The organism is Methanoculleus sp. DTU007 (assembly GCF_001512385.1).
Taxonomy (GTDB): Archaea; Halobacteriota; Methanomicrobia; order Methanomicrobiales; family Methanoculleaceae; genus Methanoculleus; species Methanoculleus thermophilus.
Window position 1 is genome coordinate 14,422 of sequence record NZ_LFRO01000078.1, and the last position, 20,192, is coordinate 34,613.

The following is a 20,192-nucleotide window of genomic DNA, read 5'->3' on the forward strand; positions in this document are numbered from 1 at the left end:
GGGCGAAATCAGACTATGGCCAGTCCAAAACGTGTTGGAAGGATCGAGTTCGGGCTTCTCTCCCCGAAAGAGATCCGCAAGATGAGTGTTCGAAAGATCATCTGGGCGGACACCTACGACGATGACGGGTTCCCCTATCCGCAGGGTCTGATGGATCTGAGTCTCGGTGTCATCGACCCGGGCCTCCGGTGCAAGACCTGCGACCAGAAAGCAGCGGATTGTCCGGGCCATTTCGGACACATCGAGCTCGCAAAACCCGTCATTCACGTTGGGTACACCCGGCTGATCAGGAAACTCCTCCGGGTGACGTGCAGGTCATGCTCCCGGCTGCTGATGACGGCTGAAGAGGTCGAGAAAGTCATCGGTCCGGAGGACGATCTCGGCGGCGATGTCGTCTCCGAAAAAGACATCAAGAAGGAGCGAGTCTGCCCCCACTGTGGGGAGCAGCAGCTCAAGATCAACTTCGAGAAACCCACCACCTTCTCCGAGGTCTATCTTGATGAAGATGGCCGGAAGGTCGAGCACAAGTTGACCCCTGCCGATATCCGGGCGCGCCTTGAGAAGATCCCGGACGAGGACCTGCGGGTTCTCGGGATCAACCCGGATGTCGCGCGGCCGGAGTGGACGATCCTCACCGTTCTTCCGGTCCCGCCGGTCACCATGCGCCCCTCGATCATCCTCGAGAACGGACAGCGCTCTGAGGATGACCTGACTCACAAACTCGTGGATATCATCAGGATCAACCAGCGGTTCAAGGAGAACCAGGATGCCGGTGCACCCCAGCTCATCATCGAGGACCTCTGGGAACTTCTGCAGTACCACGTCACCACCTATCTCGACAACGAGGTCGCGGGGTGCCCGCCTGCCCGGCACCGGAGCGGCCGGCCGCTTAAGACCCTCTCGCAGCGGCTCAAAGGAAAAGAAGGACGATTCCGTGGCTCACTCTCCGGTAAACGTGTCAACTTCTCCGCACGTACTGTCATCTCCCCGGATCCGAACCTCTCGATCGGCGAGGTTGGGATACCGCTTGCCATCGCAAAAGAGATGACCATCCCGGTTCGCGTGACCCCGTTCAATCTCGAGGAGATGAAGCAGTACGTCCTGAATGGGCCCGAGCGCGCGACCATCAGGTCCCCCTGCGGTGCGAATTACGCCATCCGGCCGGACAACCGCAGAATGCGCCTCTCTGAGGCGAACCTTGAGACGGTTGCGGAGATGCTTGAGCCGGGCTGGACCGTGGAGCGGCAATTAAAAGACGGCGATATCGTCCTCTTCAACCGGCAGCCGTCTCTGCACCGGATGAGCATCATGGCCCACCGTGTTGTAGTGATGGACGGAAAGACCTTCAGGCTGAACCCGGCTGTCTGTCCACCCTACAACGCCGACTTTGATGGTGACGAGATGAACCTGCACGTCCCGCAGACCGAGGAAGCGCGGGCGGAAGCCGAGATTCTCGTCTCGGTGCAGGCAAACATCCTCTCTCCAAGGACCGGCGGCCCGATCATCGGCGGTATCCACGACCACATCTCCGGTATGTTCATCCTGACGCACACGGTCCGCTACTTTACGAAGGCGGAGACGCTCTATCTCACCCAGCATCTCTCCATCGACCACCTGCCCAAACCGGAGAAACTGGATGAGGACGGGAACCCCCTCTGGACCAACAAGCAGATCTTCTCGCTCCTCCTCCCGAAGGACTTGAACATGCTCTTCCGTGCCTCGTCGTGCCAGAACTGCGAGACCTGTAAGCGCGAGATGTGCGAGAACGATGCGTATGTCCGGATCGTCGACGGGAACCTGGTCTCCGGGACCATCGATAAGAAAGCGATCGGTGCGTTTGACGGCCAGATCCTGCACCGGATCATCCGGCAGCACGGTCTGAAACGCGCTGCCCAGTTCATCGACGACGTAACCAAACTCTCCATCCGGGGTATCATGCTCAAGGGCTTCTCGTTCGGCATCGATGATGTAGACCTGACGAAGACTGAGTACGGCCAGATCGATGAGGTGCTCAAAGGGGCCATCAACGATGTCGAGCGCCGGATCAAGGTCTTCAACGAGGGTCAGCTCGAGCCGATGCCGGGCCGGACACTTGAGGAGACGCTTGAGATGCAGATCATGCAGGTGCTCGGCAAGGCCCGTGACCGCACTGGTGAGATTGCCGGGCGGCACCTTGGTATGGACAACAGCGCCGTGGTGATGGCGGTCTCCGGTGCCCGTGGGTCGATGCTGAACCTGACGCAGATGGCCGGGTGTCTCGGGCAGCAGTCGGTTCGTGGCGAGCGGATCATGCGTGGATATGAGGACCGGACCCTCCCGCACTTCCGGAGGAACGATCTCGGTGCGGAGGCGCACGGGTTCATCACCAACAGTTATAAGAGCGGTCTTTCGCCCACCGAGTTCTTCTTCCACGCTATCGGTGGTCGTGAAGGTCTTGTGGACACGGCGGTCAGGACGTCGCAGAGCGGTTACCTGCAGCGGCGGATGATCAACGCACTCCAGGACCTCAAGGTGGCGTATGACGGCACTGTCCGGACGACAGGAGGTCGGATCATCCAGTTCTGCTACGGTGAGGACGGAACCGACCCCGGAAGGAGCAGTTATGGTGCTCCTGTGGACGTGAAGGGTATCGTGGAGAGTGTCTTGAAGGAGGAGGTCAAGTGAACAGTGAGATGGAGCAGCGGATCGACAGCCTCGATCTGCCTTACCGGACCCGGGAAGACCTGAAGGCGAGTCTCGCGGATAAGGATATCACCAATGAACAGTTCGAGAAGATCCTTGAGATGGTCTTTTCGGAGTACGAGAAGACCAGGATCGAGCCCTGCGAGGCGGTTGGGATTGTGGCGGCGCAGTCGATCGGGGAGCCCGGTACCCAGATGACGATGCGAACCTTCCACTACGCGGGTGTGGCCGAGATCAACGTTACCCTCGGTCTTCCCCGTCTCATCGAGATCCTGGATGCGCGCCGGGAGCCGAGCACCCCCACCATGGCGATCTACCTGCTGGACGACTGGGCGTTCAACCGTGACCGCGCTCGTGAGGTGAGCTGGCAGATCGAGGCCGCGCCGCTCCACGAGTTCGGGGATATCACCATCGATATGGAGAACATGCAGGTTCTTGTCATGCTGAACAAGGAGGTCTGCGATCGGCGTAAGATCACGGTGGAGGAGATCATCGAGACGGCGCCGAGGAAGATCCGGGAGAAGCGGCATTTCCGTGACTTCGAGGTGGAAGGGGATCCTAAACGGGCCTCAATTGTCTTCACCCCGAAGAACCAGGAGAGTTACCAGAACCTCTTCCAGCTTGCAGAGCATGTCAGGAACGTCATTGTTCAGGGCATCGATGATATCGAGCGGGTGGTCGTCAGAAAAGAGGGTGGAGAGTATATCCTTTATACTGAAGGCTCTAACCTAAAAGATGTCTTCGAAGTCGAGGGAGTCGATACCTCCCGCACCCGGAGCAACAACATCAGCGAGATCGCTGATGTGCTTGGTATCGAGGCAGGCAGGAACGCGATCATTCAGGAGGCCTTGAGTACCCTGAACGAACAGGGTATCGGCGTTGATGTCCGCCATATCATGCTCGTCGCAGATATGATGTGCATGGATGGCGAGGTCAAGCAGATCGGCCGGCACGGCATTGCCGGTGAGAAGGAGAGTGTCCTCTCCCGGGCTGCATTCGAGGTAACGGTCAACCATCTGCTGGATGCGGCAATCGCAAACGAGGTCGACGAATTGAACGGCGTCACCGAGAACGTGATCGTGGGCCAGCCGATTCAGCTCGGCACCGGTGATGTAAAACTTATTGCAAAACCAATCAACCTGAAAATCTAGGAGAACCATACATGGACTTTAATGCTTCACTCCGTAAAGCCGTGAAGACTGGTGTTGTATTCCTCGGTCAGAACAAGACCCGGGAATCCATTGAGGAAGGCAAGGCAAAACTTGTTGTGGTGGCTGCGAACAGCCCCGAATCAGTCAAAAATCTCGTGAAAGAAACCGATATCCCTGTCTATGTCTACGAGGGATCGAGTGTCCAGCTCGGGAAAGCCTGCGGTATGCCCTACGTCGTTAGTGCGCTTGCTGTTATCGAGCCTGGCGAGTCTGATATCCTGAACGCCGTGAGAGTGTAAACAATGCCACAGGTCGTGCTGACTGAGGAGTGCATGCGCCTCATCTCCCAGTTCGAAAGCCTCACCGGCGCAGGCAGCCGCGATTGCGTCATTGACAACCGCAACGAACGCATCATCTTCGTGATTAATCCCGGCGACATGGGGCTTGCCATCGGCAAGAGCGGTTCGAGCATCAAGAAGGCATCCGAGGTAATGGGCAAGAGGATCGAGGTTGTGGAGTACTCCGCAGACCCGGCCCAGTTCATTCGGAACTGTTTCCTCCCTGCCCAGGTCACCGGCATCGACTTCGACACCAACGAGGAAGACCAGCAGGTCGCCCATGTCGAGGTGCGGGAAGAGGATCGCGGGCTTGCCATCGGCAAAGCAGGGAAGAATATCTTCAAGGCAAAGATTCTTGCACAGCGTCAGCATGACATCGCCGATGTCCAGCTGGTGCAGAACGAGACTGCCTGAACTTCCTCTCTTCTTTTTCCTCAATTACCTAACTCTTCCCTTATCTCCCGGACCGGCTCTATCCGGGAGGCTTTCAAGCACCCCTCTTCGGAAGTTATTTATATCGTTATGCGTTCCATGAGATTCCCATGAAGGGGGGATCTGGGCGAGTGAAGGAGCCCTCAATCTTTTGGAACAGACTGACGGAGGTTGTGCATAGTTCTTCGGAATTCTGGAGGTGGCACCGGTGAGGCTCCATCTTGCACTCTTATTCCTGGTGCTCTCTTTAGGTCTTCTTCTTCCCGTATCCGCCCTCCCGGATCCCATAAACAGCACCGAAGGTTTATCGGAGGACGTTGAGGAGAAGTTGGTTCTCCAGGACGCATCCTCAGATCCGGTAGTGGTCGCACCAAAGAATGGGGACCAGAAAGCTGTGATAAGAAAGGACCCGCTCTCCATGATACATGGGGAGGCCACGCCGGAGCAGACCGCATCCCCTCCCGATAAAGCACTGGCGACAACGGAACCGGCACCGGGAACGACGGCCATACCCGCCCCGACTGCAGCGCTCACTCGTGAATCGACCTCAGACCAATTCCCTCTCACGAATGGTTCCGGTGACGACGAGACAGAAGAACCGGCGCTGAGGCTCATGTCCACCGAGGAGGCGAGACTCACGCCGTCCTCGAACACAACCCCCCCGGCGTCTACCGCCACGGTGACCGCCACCGCCGATGAGCCCGGTGATGAGGATGAATCCGGCGACGAGGTGGCTGAGGCGACTCCGCCACCGGTACCGACCCTGCAGAAGTATGCGCCCCCGAGACCGAGCGCGACGATGGCGAAGGCGCATCAATCCCATGGCCGGCCGCTGCCTCAAGGTGATCACCAGATCGTCACATCCGCATCGCCACTTAAACTCAATGGGAGCAGTACGAACGAGACAGAGACGCCCCCATCCCTCGCCATGCCGCATGAAGGCCTGATCATCAGGGGTGTCGGGGTTATCCTCGACCGGACCCCGGAGGATGTCCCCCTCACCCGGAGAGGGGTGCAGATCGCGAGTCTTGACTGGTTGCTCGACCCGGGCATGACCCTTGGCGGCCGACACCCACGGGCAGTCTTTGAGGGAGAGACGTTCACCGTCACCGTGACGGTCGAGGCGCGAAACCTCTCGGCCATCAAGGAGGGGGAAGGTTACGTTGTCCTGGTGCCGCCACCGGTAGAGACCGGGGTCTACGAGATTACGAGGATACGTGAGCCCGCCAGTCTCCAGGATGGGGAGCGCGGTGTTTGGGAGTTCTCGGTCACCACCCGGACAGGGAGGCTTGCGCTTGCAAACCTCACGCTCCCAGAGGAGCGGTTGATCACCGACCTGACGCGGTACCCGGATCTCTTTGCCTTCCGGGCATACTCCTTTGCCGGCGATCAGAGACTGCTCTCATCCGGCGTCTCCGACCCGGTGCTCTCCATCAGGCCAGATGGGGATATCGGTGCGGCGGAGGAGCGATCGCTCCCTGCGATCTACGCACTTGCAGGTCTTACCAATTCAACCCTCCACCCCTCTGAGACGATACCGGAGGCATGGGCGCGAGGTCTTGACCACGATACGATCGTCGTCGGGGCGGTCGGGCACCTGGATCATATCAAGAACCTGGGAAAGGAGGAGGTAACGGCCATCTATACTGAAGAAGAGATGACCGGGCCCGAGGGGCAGGCGCAAGTCGGGTCCTCGTCGTCCCCATTCGAGATGTTTGCGGAGTTCTTCCGTACCTTGCTCGGGTGGGTTGGGTGAGTTCTTCTCCGGGATGTGTCATCCAGAGATCCCCGAACCCATGTTATTCTTCTCTGAACTCCTTCCAGAGCCGTGCGAGCCCAAAGCACCCTGAAAGCATCATATCCCCGAAGGGCGCTGCCTGGTATGCCTCCGGGAGCAGCCGGAGCCGGTTGGGCCCCGTGACGGCTATGGCCCTGGTTGAGAGCGGTTTACGGATCGCCGCCCCGTGGCCGCCGTCATCGAAGACCTCCTCTGAGGTCAGCGTACCGTCGGCGAGCCGTCGGATATAGTGCTGCAGCTTCTCGGGGTCGAGCGAGCCGGTGTGGTGCTCAAAGACCCCGTAGATCTCCCGCCCTTTCAGAGTGAAGCAGAGGGTGTGCCCGTTCCCGGCGTTGACGAGGATAACCCCGGCATCCGCCATGCGCCGCACTTGCGGGTCACAGAGCGCTCCGATAATGGCGACCGGCCCGGTATCGGTGACGAGCGCACGAGGTGCCTGCCGCCGGATCGCCTGCATCCTGGTCATGTCGGCGAGCGGTGGGTCGGAAACGAGTGAGAAGATGTCCCAGTCCCCGGCATCGAGCTGCTGACGCATCAGTTCGAACCGATGGATACGGTTGCTGCGGTGGGGAGAGTAGCCGTGGTCCTGGACCGCGACAGCGATATTCTCGGGGTAGTCGATGCCAAAGAGGGAGAACGTCTCTCGAAGTTCGGGCTCCATGTAGTCGGTGGCATGGATGGTCACTGCATCCGCCGGAGGAGAGGTCCTGATCTCGACTCCAAGCGCCCGCACCCGCTCCGGGTCGTCGTGGATGGTCGCAGCGGCATCGGGAGTAGCGTAGACGGGGAGCCCCGCTGCCAGGTGTTCTCGTATCGCACCCGTGTTCGCGCCGCCGCCCATCAGGAACCCGTTCAGGAAGACCGGGCGCCGCGCTTGCGTCACCTGCCGGATCTTCTCTGCCACCACCACATTCGGGGACGGGAGGACCAGTTTGATGCTGTTCTCGATCGGCCGGCCGGGCTCGTAGACCAGGATGTCCTGGGTGCCTCTGCCGACGTCGATTGCAAGAAGCGGATCTATCAGATCGATCATTGATTCCCTCACGTGCCGCTACAGCCCTACGGCAGGCAGCCACTAACAGGGTTTCGGTGTATGGTCAGAAAAAAGGTATGATCGCGGTCAGGCATCCACCTGGTCCGCAGCCGGGAAGATGCCGGCCGCCTTCCCGTGATCTGGATGCTTCGGTTTCAACTCCCGGTACTCCTTTAAGGAGACCGTCAGGTCCCGGGTGAAGGCGAAGTAACCGATCTGGGTCGTCCGGCAGAGGTTCATCGCCATCTCCATCAGCCCCCGTGGATCCGGGCGGGCCTCCCCGAGCCAGATATGGAAGATGTTCCCGCCGTCCACGATGGGGAAGAAGACGTGCTCGATCTCGATCCGCTTCGTGAGCGGGACGGGGGCCGCCGGAGTGACATGAGTCCCGTTTGTGTAGTAGATGGGGAGATCGAGCGTCGTCCCGAGCATCTCGAGCGCCCGGTCTACGTCACCCTTGATGACCCGGATGGCGTGGTCCCTGAACCGCTCGTCGAGGAGGTCGGCGACCGCGAACCGCTGGCCGGTCGTCTCCGCCGGGGTGCGGGCGAGGGCGATCGTCATGTTGTACTTCTGCGAGAGTTCACGAGCATACATCTCGAGTTCGGTCATGGTCCGGACGGCGAGGCGGAACGCGTCGCGCGACTCGTGGAGCTGGTAGCCGGTGAAGTGCTGCACCATCTCGTTGACACCGACGACCCCGATGGTGTAGACAAGCCCTTCGAGGTCCACGGCAACCGCGCCGCGCTCGCCGGTGTTCGGGTCCTTCGGGCGCTGCATCGCAAACGGCATCCGGCCGTTCGCCCGGATCAGTGACATCCAGCGGCGCTTGATCCGGAAGAGGTCGACCGCGATATCCATCAGGGACTTCAGTTCGGCGATGAGCCGCTCCTGGTTGCCTTCCGCCTTGTACGCCGCTCGCGGGCAGTTGATGGACATCACCTGCCAGGAGCCCATCGAGAAGTGCTTTCCCTCACGGAAGTAGAGTTTGTCCTCGAACTCGTCGTCCTCGTTGGCAAGCGATGAGAACTGGTAGGCGCAGCAGTTCCCGGTCACGATGCCGAGCGCGTTTGCGAATGTGTGGGTGCCGGCGACATCGACGATGTCGTAGACGTAACCGTCGGACTCCACCGGTTCTATCGAGCGGATACGGAGCGGGTGGACGTCTCCACGGGCGAGTTTCTCCATCCCGATCCCGCAGGCGACGGGGGGGAGAAGCAGCGATATCTGGATCCCCTCTATCCCGCCGGCGGAGTACCTGCTCGCGCAGGCAAGGGCCGCCTGCCCGGTTGCCCCTGCTCTCTCCGGGAGACGGGCGAAGGGCCCGTAGGTCTGCCGGCCTCGCGGCACTTCAGTACAGCATCCGGTCTCCGCGTAGAACCTCTCGATCTGCTCCTGGTCCGTGATCCTGCAGATGTAGGTCTTTTTGGGCGCCCCGATAATCTCTTCACGCTCAAGATAACTCATCTGAACGCCGATCCTTCCTGCAAGCCAGACCAGTCTCTGCGCGGCATCCCGGGAGGCAGTCTTCAGTCTGATGCTCCGTGCGGGGCGTCTGTAGGTCTTTTCCTCTCCCGCGCGGAAGGCCGCGCCGAGGTAGTCGCCCACGAGCGTATAGTCGAGATTGAAGAGGAGATCGGGGACCGATCTGTCGCGCTCAGTGGAGCCGCACCCGAGAGCGTCGATCAGAAGGTAGACCAGCTTGCTGTTGATGGCGACCTCGGTTCCCGCCGTCGTCTCGCGGATCTCCGGCTCATACCCCAGGGCGGCGCGGATGCATGCCGCGGCGTCCGTCGCAAGGTCTGAGCCCATCTTGTTGAATGCGAGCCGGACGATGTAGCGCCGCCCCGACTGCGCCCTCTGCCCGACCGCAAGGTAGTAGCCGAGGAGCGCTGCGAGTTCGCGGCTGACCGGGAGCATGCGGGGCAGACCGGCCCGCCCGCCGCTCCGGAGCCGCACCTGATCATCAGTGATGCGGATCGCATCAGCATGGCCCGCCTTTGAAAGAGTCTTTGCGACATCGATCTCCGTCGTCAGCCTCTCGCAGAACTCGCTGGTCTTCAACACCGGCAGGTAGTCGCCGACATTGAGATCTTCTGCTGCCGCTCTCTCGAACCTCGCTCCTCTCAGGACATAGACCGGATGATCAGGGGTGACGGTGATCTGCCGCCCCGACTCCAGGGTGATCCGGAGAAGGTCGCCGGTATATCTCTGGCGCATCACGCCGCGGAACGGGCGAAGCGATGACTCCAGGGTTGTGAAATCGACGCTCGGCGCCTTTCCATCATAGTAGGCGAGCTCTGTTCCGAACGAGTCGATCCGTCTTCCGTTCTTTGCGGCAACGGTGAAGAGGTCGCGGATCGCCCTGACGGCGATCCGACCGTCATGATCGGCCACCGGGATCAGTTCGTCCCCCGAAAGACATTGGTAGCACGAGATTCCCTCCCCGGCGCCCCGGTAGGCGGGGATCTGGTTGTCGTAGTAGGGGGTGCCGTACTTGGACGCGAGCTCGAACGTCATCAGGTAGAGGTCATGGTAGGTCGGGAGATCCGGGTGCTTGCGGTTGAACTCCTCGTCCTCGGTGAGGAAGTCGGGCTCGATGCTGATCTCGGGCTTGGGGAAGGAGAAGGGTTTGCCCCAGTAGTCCCCCTCGAGCATCACCTCCATCAGCGCCTTGAAGAGGAGCCGGACTTCCCGCTCGAACTCACCGTAGGTCCGGAGCGGCGCCTGCTTCCCATCCCAGACCTTGCCGCGGTAGACGCAGGGCTTGTCTTTCCAGAGGGTCGGGACGCCGGGAGAGAGCTGGACCGACGAGAAGACCACCTGGCCGCCGCGGGCGACCATCATCTGGGTCATCTCGTAGACGAACATCTGCATCAGCTGCTTGATCTCCTCGTAGTCCATCCCCTCGAAGTAGGGCGCCATGAATGTGAGGAAGTTGTAGTAGCCCTGACCGCCGGCAAAGTTCGTCTGGGCGGAACCGAGCGCCTTGACCGCGTGGAGTACCGCCACCTCGGCCCTCTTCGCCGGGCCGGCCACCGAGGCCTTCGTCCCGTTGCCGTCGGGCATCAGGCCGTAGTAGAAGAAGTAACGCAGGTCCCAATCCTGGCAAAACGGGCGAGTACCAAAGTATTCCAGGTCGTGGATGTGGAGATCGCCGCGGAGGTGGTGGTCCGCAAGCTCCGGAGGGAGCTGCAGGAGATACTGCTCCTTGCTGATCTTGTCCGCCTTCTTCTTGTGCGAGGTCTCGGCATTCTCCTGGAGATTGGCGTTGTCGTGGGCCTCAAACCCTCTCCCCACATCGATGAGGTGCGCATCAAAGACCGGGGTTCCCACCCTCGTGCAGACATTCCGGTAGGGGACCAGGCCGCGCTCAAGAAGCGTCATGTTGACGATCTCGCGGATCAGCGGACCGGAAAGCGACTGCAGACCGAGCATCTGGATCTTCTTCTCAACCAGCCGGGCGATCTCCTTTGCCGTCTCCTCATCCGCTCCCTTGTAGCCGTAGAAGACCTCTACGAGTCGGCTTTCCTCGACGATCTGCCGGATGATCCTGTTCCTGTCCCAGTCGAGGAGGTAGCCCCGCGAAGTCCTGACTTTCGGAAAAGTGGGGACGAAGTCCCCAAATAAGGTCGCCTGCGTCGACTTACGAGCCAACCTCATGCCCCCGCGATCAGATTGGCAACAAAGTCCTCTCGGAGTGCGCCTTCGCTGAAGAGGTCACTGGATGTATAGAACGTATCGCCCTTCTGCAGTACCGGCGCTTCCTGCACGAATACACCGTTCATGCGAAGTTCTGTCAGCGCCTCGATGGATGCCATGTCACACTCGGTGTAGGCAACCCCTCTTGAGGCCAGAAATTCTTTTAGAATTTCGCAGTTCGGGCAAAATTCAAGTGTATAAACGATAAATTGCGCTGTATCGGATATGGTAATACCCCCCGGGAGTCAGTTGTTAAGATTTGGCTTCATCTCGATATATCATCTGTTATTCGATGCTGTGCATGGATTCATAATGGGGGCGGTCCCCTGTATCACGCTGGGGAGCCCCGGGATAAATATCCACCGAACTCTTCTTTCAACGCCGATTCGCCGTGTTTTTTCGGGCGCGCCTCCGCTGAACAATCATCTTTTGTATGGTGAAGCACGATAGTACGGTAATATGGTCAGGACGTTCGTTGCAATCGATCTCGCGGGGGATATCCGCGAGAAGGCTCGTCTGTCGCAGGAGATTCTGGCGAAGTCCGGCGGTCGCCTCGCCATCGTCGATCCCGCAAATCTTCATATTACACTCAAGTTTCTGGGTGAAGTTGACCCGTCAATGATTGAGCCGATCATCGATGCGCTCCGGGCTGTCAGGGCCGATCCCTTCGAGTTGACGGTCGGGTGTGCGGTCTGCAATCCACCACAGAGACCCCGGGTGGTCTGGTGCGACGTCACAGACAATGGCGAGAGTGCCGCTCTCGCCCGGGAGATCGATGATCTCCTTGCACCGCTCGGGTTCCCCCGCGAAAAACGCCCATTCCGGCCTCATGTGACCCTTGCGCGGGTGAAAGAGTACCACCCCTCCCTCTCCTCGCAGGTGGCGTGCACTCCCCGTGAACCGCTTGGGAGATTCCGGGTGGAGAGCATCAAACTCAAGAAGAGCACGCTCACGCCCCGCGGATCGATATACGAGGATCTCGCGGAGGTTCCGCTGTGACCCGATACCCTTGCGAGGAGGAGGTGCTCAAACAGATCCGCCCCACGCCTGAAGAGCGGACCTACATCCGGACGATGGGGAAACGCCTGATCGAGGCGGTGGAGCGGTCGGGGATGGCGAAGGCGATGATGGTAGGGTCGGTCGCCCGCGATACATTCGTCCGGGGCGATCGGGACCTTGACATCTTCATGCTCTTTGACCCCTCTCTCTCCCGCGAAGAACTCCAGGAGCAGGGTCTAGCGCTCGCGCACCGGGTCGCCGAGGAGTTCGGCGCGACCTGGCGCGAGAAATACGCGGAGCACCCTTACGTCAACGCAACGATCAACTCGCTCGATATCGATCTCGTTCCCTGTTACGCCGTCGAAAGCGCCACCAAGATCAAGAGCGCCGTGGACCGGACTCCGTTTCATACCCGCTACATACTCTCGCACATAGGCGACTACGCCGACGACGTCCTTCTCTTAAAGCAGTTTGCGAAGGCAGGCGGGGTTTACGGATCGGATCATATGACCGAGGGGTTCTCGGGCTACCTCTGCGAACTGCTGACGATCTATTACGGTGGGTTCCACCCGCTCCTCGAGGCCGCCGCCCGCTGGCGGCCGGGGGAAGTGATCGATATCGAGAAGCACGGGACGAAGGAGTTTGAGGACCCGCTCGTCGTCATCGATCCGGTCGACCCGGAGCGGAACGTGGCGGCGGCGCTCTCACTCTCGCGGATGTTCGAGTTTGCCGAACTCGCACGCGGCTACCTTGCCGAGCCGTCGATAGAGTTCTTCTGCCGGCCGGATTCGCCCCCGCTCACCCGGGAGGTCTTCACCCGTCTCCTCGCCGCCCGTGGGACGCATCTCTTCACGCTCACCTTCAAGACGCCGGACTACACCCCCGATACGGTGGTGCCTCAGCTTCGGAAGTCCGCTGAATCGATCCGGGAACTCCTGGAGCGGAGCGAGTTTGCCGTCAATCGTATCGATGTCTGCATGGGGGAAGAGCGGTGCATGCTCCTCTTTGAGCTGATGAACGAGACCGTCCCGGTGATGCGCCGGCACATCGGCCCGCCGCTCTGGTCGCGGGGAAACGCTGAGAAGTTCCTCGCAAAGTATGTTCGTGAAGAGGTCTTTGCCGGACCCTACGTCGAGGAGGGCCGCTACGTGGTGGAGGTTCCTCGCACGTTCACCCGGGCCGTAGACCTTCTGCGGTCCAGGACCCTCTTTGAGGTTGCCCTCGGCAAACACGTCCGCCGCTCGATGAAGCAGGGCTGGACGGTGAAGGTCGGTGTGGAGTGCTGGGATGAGGAGTTTGCTGAGTTCATCTCGAGGTTCCTCGCGCGGTCGTCGCCTCTTGCGAGAATCATGAGGAGGACGGGGAAATGAGAGGGCTCGCCCGAACCACGACAAACTCCTCAATTGCGGCTATGCCGTAGCGCCCGTCCCGGTAGAAAGGTTAGGCGGGCGCGGCACAGACCATCCGTTACTTTTTTGCAGATATCATCGACCGTTTCATCGGGGAGACCTCAGTTACCATCTTACCAACGGCCCTGCGTTTACGGCACGCTCCCTGTGTCTCCTCCGTTGCCATCGTGAGGAAACATCTCGATCTTTCTGGTGGCGTAATACCCGGTTACGGTCGCGATGGCGACGATGATCAGGACCTCCCATTGCAGGAAGACGAGCGCCACGATCGGGATCACCGCGGCCGGGGCCTTGAGGACGCAGACGATCATTCCTGCCATGACGGCGGGAACGGCGACGGCCGGCGGGATCGCAGGGATCAGGAGGCTGACGGCGAGACCGAGCGTCCCGCCCGCAAAGATCAGCGGAAAGATCGGCCCGCCCTTGAAAACCGTCGCCATGCACCATGTGCTCGCGAGAATCTTTGCCGCGACGAGCAGGAGCAGCACGGCCGCACCTGCAGCCGCCCCCGTCTCAAGGACGGTCTTGAACTCGTTCTGTCCCGAGAAGAGCACGAGCGGAAAGACCATCCCGGCAATACCGAGCCCGACACCCCCGGCTAGACCCCTGATCAGGTGCTGCCCGGCAAGGGGTGTCATGAGGCGGTGAAAGAGACGGAATGCTCCGATGAAGAGGGCGCCCGCCGCCGCACCGGCAAGCCCGAGGATCGCGGCGTAGACAAGGTATAGCGGGAAGAATTCTCCAAGCGGTGGAAGCGGATAGAGGGCACCGCCTGCAGTCTTGGTGATCTGAAGGTAGATCGCAAACCCCGCAAGGGCACCGGCGATACCGGCGATTGAGAGCGTCCGCACCCGGCTCCGCAGCCGGTCGCCGGCAAGGGTGCCCATGCTCCCGCCCATATCGATGGCGGCCACCTCGGGCCCGAGACTCGCCCCGAAGATCAGCGAGAGGTAGATGGCGAGCAGCCCGGCGGGAAGGTGCCGCGGCTCGAACCGGCCGGTTTTCTGAAACTCTACAATACTCTGCTGGAGCAGCAGCACGTGGTCGCCGAAGACGTGCAGGCAGAGCCCGACCAAAAGACCGCCCGCGGTCGAAAGGACCAGAGGAAAGAGAGGAACAGGGAACGAGTCTGGCCATAAAAGAGCCTCTCCGAGCCTCTGTACCTCGAGAAAGAGCACCATCGCTCCGGCGGCCGTGACGGCGATCAGGATGGCGGCGAGCACGAACCGGGGTGAGTACCGCTCGACCCCGTCTCCGCCGGGCGGGGCTGCGGTGCTGTCTCCGGGATGGTTCACGTCTCTCCCTTATGTCGGACGGGTATATATGCCGACCGCGAGCGGTTCCGCGGGGGGAGAGATAGGGTACCCGAGCCGTTCCAGAGACTTCTGCGGCGCTTCTCTGAAGATGCAGGCCGGGAAGACATCTGCCCGGTCTTTATGCAGGGTGCCGGGCTCATCCCGGAGCGATTACGATGGCCTGATATCCCATTGGAATGGTACCCTTCTTCTATGAACGTGACACAAACCGGAAGACTCATCGGTTTCGGCATCCTCACCTGGCTCCTTCCTTTCCTCCTCTCGCTCCTCTTCTATTCGCCGGAGGGTATACCGCTCTACGACGTCTTCCTGATCAAGACAATCCTCCTTGTCTTCTCTACAGCCCTCGGGGTCTTCCTCATCCTGGTCTACTTTGGGAATATTCACGCCCATTTTGTCCGGGAAGGTATCCTGCTTGGTATCGTCTGGCTGCTGATCAACTGGGTGCTCGATATCCTCATCCTCCTGCCCCTCGCAGGGATGGATTTCGGCACCTACATGGCGCAGGTCGGGGTGCGATACCTGAATATCCCGATCATCGCCACAGGTATTGGGTATGCAGCAGAACAGGCCGCACAAAGGACAGGGTAGCCTCTCCGGCATCCTGTCTTTACGTTTCTAAATTCCCGAATAAAAAAGAGATTATTCCTGTCGCCGCTCTGCCTTCTTCGCCGCCAGGCGCTCGATGACGGCGAGGTCGACGTTGCTGCCGGTCGAGAGTTTGCCCCGCCAGACCGCGCGGTCGACGAAACCCCGGCCGATATCGTTCCGGATGATGAGTGTCGTGTAGCCGCCCGGTGACCCGACGGCCCCGGCTGAAACGTCCGCCTCAACGGCCGTGAAGTCGGTGCAGACATGGCACCCGGGCCGGACCGCTTCCTCCAGTTCGGCAAGCGGGATGGAGAGCTGCCGCTCATCCTGCAGGTAGACGTCCAGTTTCCCCTTGATATCGAGGCGGTTGATCTCCCAGGGCTCGATCTCCCTCTCCGACTGCAGTTTTCCTTCGACCAGTTTCGCGTAGTCGAAGGTCTCCGTGCAGAAGAGACCGATCACGAGCCGGATCGCCTTTGCATAGGGCCGAAGAAGGTCATGCTCGCTGGTTCTGATCGCCTGTGTCGCCCGTGCCACGCAGGGCACGCCCACCACGGCGATCCGCCGGTACTTCCGGGTGACCACTGCCTCCTTGAGGGATGCGAGAAGCGGCACCCACCAGGAGTAGCGGCTTCCGGCATGCAGGACGAGCTCTTCTGCAGAAGTGATCACCGCGGAGGACGGCTTCATCGTCCAGGGATCACGCGTCACCGTGACGACCGCATCGATCAGCCCCTCTTCGAGGGCGTTCACGAGGATTGCCGTCACGGCACCACCGCTCTGTTTCCGCTCGACCGGGAAGGCCGACCGGGCCGCAACGATATCCATGTACGGCCCGAGCATCTGGCCCTGCCCTGCAAGGTCCACTCTCGGGCAGGCCGCGTAGCATGCCCCACAGGGGACGCTGTCGTTGTCAGCCTTGCAGTAGCCGATGTTCACCGGTGCATCGGTGTTCCCCGGTTCGAACCGGAGGGCATCCGCCGGACAGACCGCCACGCACGCCCCGCACCCGGAGCAGAGGCCCGTCTTCCAGACCTCGGACTCCAGATCTTTGTATGTCTTCATCTCCATGCCTATCACTCCCACGTATACTTCCCGGCAAAGGGCCGTGCGCTCGCAGGGACGATCCGGGTATAGTCAGCGTTCACGAGTGGCTCCGGCTCGAGCCCGAAGTCGGCGGCAAACTCCCGGAGCACCGGGGCGATCCGTCTTCTGTCTTCCTCGGTGAGCGGGACCTTCTTTGCCCCTGAGGCAAGATTGGCATCATCCACGTCGCCGCGAATGATGATCTCTCCGCCGTGGATGCCGCTTCCGATCTCGTGTGCCTTCATCTTTCCATTGAGGTCGAGAACGATGAGAAGGCCACCGGCCATATATTCGCCAAGGAACGTCTGAGCGGATCCTCCGACGACCAGAACGGGGCGCTGCGCCTCGTACTGCTTCATGTGGATTCCGCCGCGGTAGCCTATGTCTCCGCGGACGAAGACCTTGCCGCCCCGCATACTGTGTGCCACCGCATCTCCGGCACTCCCGTGGATAACTACCTTTCCGCTATCCATCGTGTTGCCGGGCGCGTGCTCAGCGTTGCCGTGGACGATGACGGTCGGCCCGCTCATGAACATGGCAAGGTCGCCGCCTGCGACACCGTTGACCCGGATGGTAGCGTTCCCGCGAAGACCATCGCCGATGAACCGCTGTCCGAGGACGTTGTTGATGACGATCTCGTCAGCACCGTCTTCAATGGCCTTTCTGATCTGCTGGTTCAAGGGCGTGTAGTGCATCCCCTTCGCATCAATAACAACTTGTTTTGCCATTCTGCTCACGCTCCCACGGGTTTCACGTCGAGTACCTTCAGGAGTCCCTCGTCGAGCATGTAGCCCCGGAGCCGGTCGCGGTTGCCGCGCAGGCTCTCGATGCTGTTGATGCCGGCTGCTCCCATCAGTTCGGTGATCTCAAGCGTCCATGCGTGGATCAGGTTTGCGATCTGCTTCGATGCCACGTCAGGGTTCAAGCGGTCCACGAGATCCTGGCGCTGGGTCGCGATACCCCATGGACAGAGGCCCTGATAGCAGTTTCCACAGACACGGCAACCCATCGCCACAAGGGCTGCGGTTCCGATGTAGACTGCATCTGCACCGAGGGCGATCGCCTTCATGACGTCCGTGCTCTCCCGGATGCTGCCGCAGGCGATGAGGGAGACCTCGTTCCTGAGCCCCTGCCGGCGAAGTTCCTTATCTGCTGTCGCGATGGCGACCTCGATCGGGATGCCGACGTGGTCACGGAAGACCCGCGGTGCCGCTCCGGTGCCGCCCCGGAACCCGTCGATCGCGATGGCGTCAACCCCGGAACGGGCGACGGCCGCCACGTTCTCGGCGTTGTTGTTGACGGCGGCGATCTTTGCGAAGATTGGCTTCTTCCGTCCCGTCGCCTCCTTGACGGCGTTGACGAACTGGGGGAGGTCCTCGATACCGTAGATGTCGTGGTGCGGTGCAGGGCTGATCGCATCGCTGCCCTGCGGGATCATCCTCGTCCGGGCGACGTCCGCGCTCACCTTCTCGCCGGTGAGGTGCCCGCCGATGCCGGGCTTTGCACCCTGGCCGAGTTTGAGTTCGATGGCGGCGCCGCGCTCAAGGTAATCGATGTTCACACCAAACCGCCCGGATGCGACCTGGACGATCATCCTGTCCTGGTAGGGGTAGAGACCTGGGTGTAGTCCTCCTTCGCCGGTACCCATGTAGGTGCCGGTCTCCCTTGCCGCCCGGGCCATCGCGATGTGGGCGTTGAGGCTGATCGCACCGAAACTCATGTGGCCGAGCAGGATCGGCGTCTCAACCATGAGGTTCGGGGTGAGTTCCGTGGTGAGTTCGACGTCGCCGTTCGATTTCTTCTGGAAGTCGAGTTTCCCCGGTTTCTTCCCGAGATAGGTCCGGAGCTCGACGGGCTCGCGGAGCGGGTCGGTCGGCGGCGTGGTGACCTGGCAGGCGTCCAGCATCAGGTGGTCGAAGATGATCGGGAGATCGACGACGCTGCCCATCCCGGCGAGGATGATCTTACCCGTCCGGGACTGGTTGTAGATTGCCTCCCTGACCGTCCGGGTCCAGACGGGGTGGCTCCGGTAGTCGCACGGGTGCTCCTCAAGCATGATGGCATCCCGGGGGCAGTAGGTGAGGCACCGGTGACAGGCGGTGCACTTCCGGGAGTTGATCAGGATCCGATCGCCGTCGCGCCGGAAGACTCCGTAGGAACAGTTCTCAATACACCGCCCGCACTCCATACACTGATCACGGTCGATCGTGATCCGGTAGCGCAGCGGCATACTGCCGAAGTTGCTGCTCACTGGGCAACCCTCCCGATCACCGGCTCTCCTGCAGCCGGCCGCGTGATTGACTCCACCTTAGGCTCCATGGCGCGGATCGCCACCTCTTCGCTTGCGATATAGAGGCGGTCACCGCATTCGCCGACGACCATCGGGCGAAGTTTGCCCCGATCGGTGAACCCGACCATCATCTCGGGGTTCGCGGCCAGGACGGTGAACGGTCCGTTCATTGTCGCGGAACCGTAGGCGAACCGGAGAGCGCGGTTCAGTTTCTGCTCGGCCTCGGGCATCTGGTCGATATCCTCCCAGTAGGGTGGGGCGAACGCCCGGATTGCGAGGTTGATGTCAAGTCCGTGCCGCCGCACAAGGAGGTCGAGCATGTATGCGATGACTTCGCTGTCGGTGGACATCGAGCAGGTGTAGCCGAAACTCTCGACGTAGTGCCGGTTGGTCCCGTAGGAGGTGATCTTACCGTTCTCCACAACACTCCAGTCGTGCAGGTTGAATGGGTCGGGCCGGTCCCACAGTTCCGGGTTCGACGTCGCATAGCGGTTATGCGCGAGCCAGATGTAGCCCTCGTAGTCCTCGATCCGGTAGTAATTCGCCACATCCTCCGGCCAGCCGCTGGCCTTGAAGACGCCGACATTCTTGCCGGACGAGACGATCTTGGCACCTTTTGCACTCGCGTTGATCTGCATCACAAGGTTTGCAATGACATCTTTCTCGGGCGATTCACTGCCCGGCGCCGCAAGAGATGGGTCTGGCTTGAAGAAGTAGCGCCAGGGGGTGCTGTTTACCCGGAGGTTTGGCTGGTCGTAGGTGGGGATCGCCTCGTCGTGCTCGATCGTTCCCCACTGCTCCAGCGTTGCGTCGACAACTGCCTTGCTCTCGCACGCGTTGTCGAAGAGGATATGGAGCGCGTAGCAGTCCCGGTAGTCAGGGTATATGCCGTAGGCGACGTACCCGGCCCCCTCGCCGCTACCACGCTCGTTCATCATGGAGAGGGCTTCCCGGATGCCGGAACCGTCCATCATCTGGCGCCCCTTATCCATTACACCAAATATGCCGCACATGGTAAACACTCAATAAGTTAATGCTCTGTTGCTGTTTTCTGAACTTACTAGGGAGTATTTGTGTCAATAGATATTTATTTCATCGGATAGAAGTAACCTTCCACATGTCCCGCGATGCCACTTCTGCGATGCTTGAGCGTATTGAAAAGGATAATGTCAAATTCCTTCGGTTGCAGTTCACCGACCTCCTCGGCATGCCTAAAAACGTCGCTATCCCGGTGAAGCAGGCGGAGAAGGCCCTGACCGGGGGTATCGGTTTTGATGGGTCCTCGATCGAGGGGTTCGTCCGGATCGAGGAGTCCGATATGGTGCTCAAACCCGACCTCTCGACCTACACGCTCCTGCCCTGGCG

General features: G+C 60.6%; 17 protein-coding genes. 9 read left to right on the forward strand and 8 right to left on the reverse strand.

Annotated elements, in window-relative coordinates; genetic code table 11:
- The first annotated feature begins 15 nt into the window (after positions 1-15).
- The 5 genes from ACI94_RS08725 (at position 16) to ACI94_RS08745 (ending at position 6,359) form a co-directional block, all read left to right on the forward strand.
- Positions 16-2,664 carry a DNA-directed RNA polymerase subunit A' gene (locus ACI94_RS08725; RefSeq protein WP_286681318.1) on the forward strand — a complete coding sequence of 883 codons (2,649 nt, stop codon included), beginning with the start codon at positions 16-18 and terminating at the stop codon, positions 2,662-2,664.
- Between the two features lie 8 nt (positions 2,665-2,672).
- A complete protein-coding gene (gene rpoA2, locus ACI94_RS08730) occupies positions 2,673-3,833 on the forward strand; it encodes a DNA-directed RNA polymerase subunit A'' (RefSeq protein ID WP_394326388.1) in 1,161 nt (386 codons plus the stop codon).
- An 11-nt stretch (positions 3,834-3,844) separates the two neighbouring features.
- Positions 3,845-4,132 (forward strand): 50S ribosomal protein L30e, encoded by a 288-nt coding sequence (locus ACI94_RS08735; protein ID WP_066958684.1) that lies wholly within the window; start codon positions 3,845-3,847, stop codon positions 4,130-4,132.
- A gap of 3 nt (positions 4,133-4,135) precedes the next feature.
- Complete coding sequence (locus tag ACI94_RS08740) at positions 4,136-4,585, forward strand: NusA-like transcription termination signal-binding factor (protein WP_066958682.1); 450 nt, start codon at positions 4,136-4,138, stop codon at positions 4,583-4,585.
- A gap of 226 nt (positions 4,586-4,811) precedes the next feature.
- Complete coding sequence (locus tag ACI94_RS08745; RefSeq protein ID WP_150468744.1) at positions 4,812-6,359, forward strand: hypothetical protein; 1,548 nt, start codon at positions 4,812-4,814, stop codon at positions 6,357-6,359.
- A 43-nt stretch (positions 6,360-6,402) separates the two neighbouring features.
- On the opposite strand, the gene ACI94_RS08750 is transcribed toward ACI94_RS08745, so the two are convergent.
- From ACI94_RS08750 to ACI94_RS11075, 3 genes are all read right to left on the reverse strand, one after another.
- A complete protein-coding gene (locus ACI94_RS08750) occupies positions 6,403-7,434 on the reverse strand; it encodes a DUF1786 domain-containing protein (protein WP_066958678.1) in 1,032 nt (343 codons plus the stop codon).
- A gap of 87 nt (positions 7,435-7,521) precedes the next feature.
- Positions 7,522-11,097 (reverse strand): anaerobic ribonucleoside-triphosphate reductase, encoded by a 3,576-nt coding sequence (nrdD, locus tag ACI94_RS08755; protein WP_286681319.1) that lies wholly within the window; start codon positions 11,095-11,097, stop codon positions 7,522-7,524.
- The gene (locus tag ACI94_RS11075; RefSeq protein ID WP_318010079.1) at positions 11,094-11,255 is read right to left on the reverse strand and encodes a hypothetical protein; all 162 of its coding nucleotides are present in this window, start codon (positions 11,253-11,255) and stop codon (positions 11,094-11,096) included. Before ACI94_RS11075 ends, nrdD begins: the two co-directional genes overlap by 4 nt.
- Before the next feature lie 340 nt (positions 11,256-11,595).
- On the opposite strand from ACI94_RS11075, the gene thpR reads away from it, so the two are divergent.
- Entirely contained in the window at positions 11,596-12,135 is a 540-nt protein-coding gene (gene thpR, locus ACI94_RS08765; protein WP_066958672.1) for an RNA 2',3'-cyclic phosphodiesterase, read from the forward strand.
- The gene (gene cca / locus ACI94_RS08770) at positions 12,132-13,505 is read left to right on the forward strand and encodes a CCA tRNA nucleotidyltransferase (RefSeq protein ID WP_066958670.1); all 1,374 of its coding nucleotides are present in this window, start codon (positions 12,132-12,134) and stop codon (positions 13,503-13,505) included. The genes thpR and cca overlap by 4 nt, the downstream gene beginning before the upstream one ends.
- Before the next feature lie 170 nt (positions 13,506-13,675).
- Here cca and ACI94_RS08775 read toward each other — a convergent pair whose 3' ends face one another.
- On the reverse strand, positions 13,676-14,839 hold the full coding sequence (locus ACI94_RS08775) for a chloride channel protein (RefSeq protein WP_066958668.1): 1,164 nt from the start codon (positions 14,837-14,839) through the stop codon (positions 13,676-13,678).
- Between the two features lie 213 nt (positions 14,840-15,052).
- On the opposite strand from ACI94_RS08775, the gene ACI94_RS08780 reads away from it, so the two are divergent.
- Positions 15,053-15,451 carry a hypothetical protein gene (locus ACI94_RS08780; protein ID WP_066958667.1) on the forward strand — a complete coding sequence of 133 codons (399 nt, stop codon included), beginning with the start codon at positions 15,053-15,055 and terminating at the stop codon, positions 15,449-15,451.
- A 51-nt stretch (positions 15,452-15,502) separates the two neighbouring features.
- On the opposite strand, the gene ACI94_RS08785 is transcribed toward ACI94_RS08780, so the two are convergent.
- The 4 genes from ACI94_RS08785 to ACI94_RS08800 are packed head-to-tail and all read right to left on the reverse strand — an operon-like array spanning position 15,503 to position 19,840.
- On the reverse strand, positions 15,503-16,522 hold the full coding sequence (locus ACI94_RS08785; RefSeq protein WP_273259141.1) for a Coenzyme F420 hydrogenase/dehydrogenase, beta subunit C-terminal domain: 1,020 nt from the start codon (positions 16,520-16,522) through the stop codon (positions 15,503-15,505).
- 5 nt (positions 16,523-16,527) lie between these two features.
- Positions 16,528-17,265, reverse strand: coding sequence for a hypothetical protein (locus ACI94_RS08790; protein ID WP_066958663.1), 738 nt, complete (start codon positions 17,263-17,265; stop codon positions 16,528-16,530).
- Between the two features lie 5 nt (positions 17,266-17,270).
- Positions 17,271-18,767, reverse strand: coding sequence for a glutamate synthase-related protein (locus ACI94_RS08795; protein WP_286681320.1), 1,497 nt, complete (start codon positions 18,765-18,767; stop codon positions 17,271-17,273).
- A gap of 17 nt (positions 18,768-18,784) precedes the next feature.
- Positions 18,785-19,840: a glutamine amidotransferase family protein gene (locus ACI94_RS08800; protein WP_066958661.1), complete on the reverse strand. Its 1,056-nt coding sequence runs from the start codon at positions 19,838-19,840 to the stop codon at positions 18,785-18,787.
- A gap of 104 nt (positions 19,841-19,944) precedes the next feature.
- On the opposite strand from ACI94_RS08800, the gene ACI94_RS08805 reads away from it, so the two are divergent.
- On the forward strand, positions 19,945-20,192 hold a 248-nt coding region (locus ACI94_RS08805), incomplete at its 3' end, for a glutamine synthetase (RefSeq protein ID WP_286681321.1).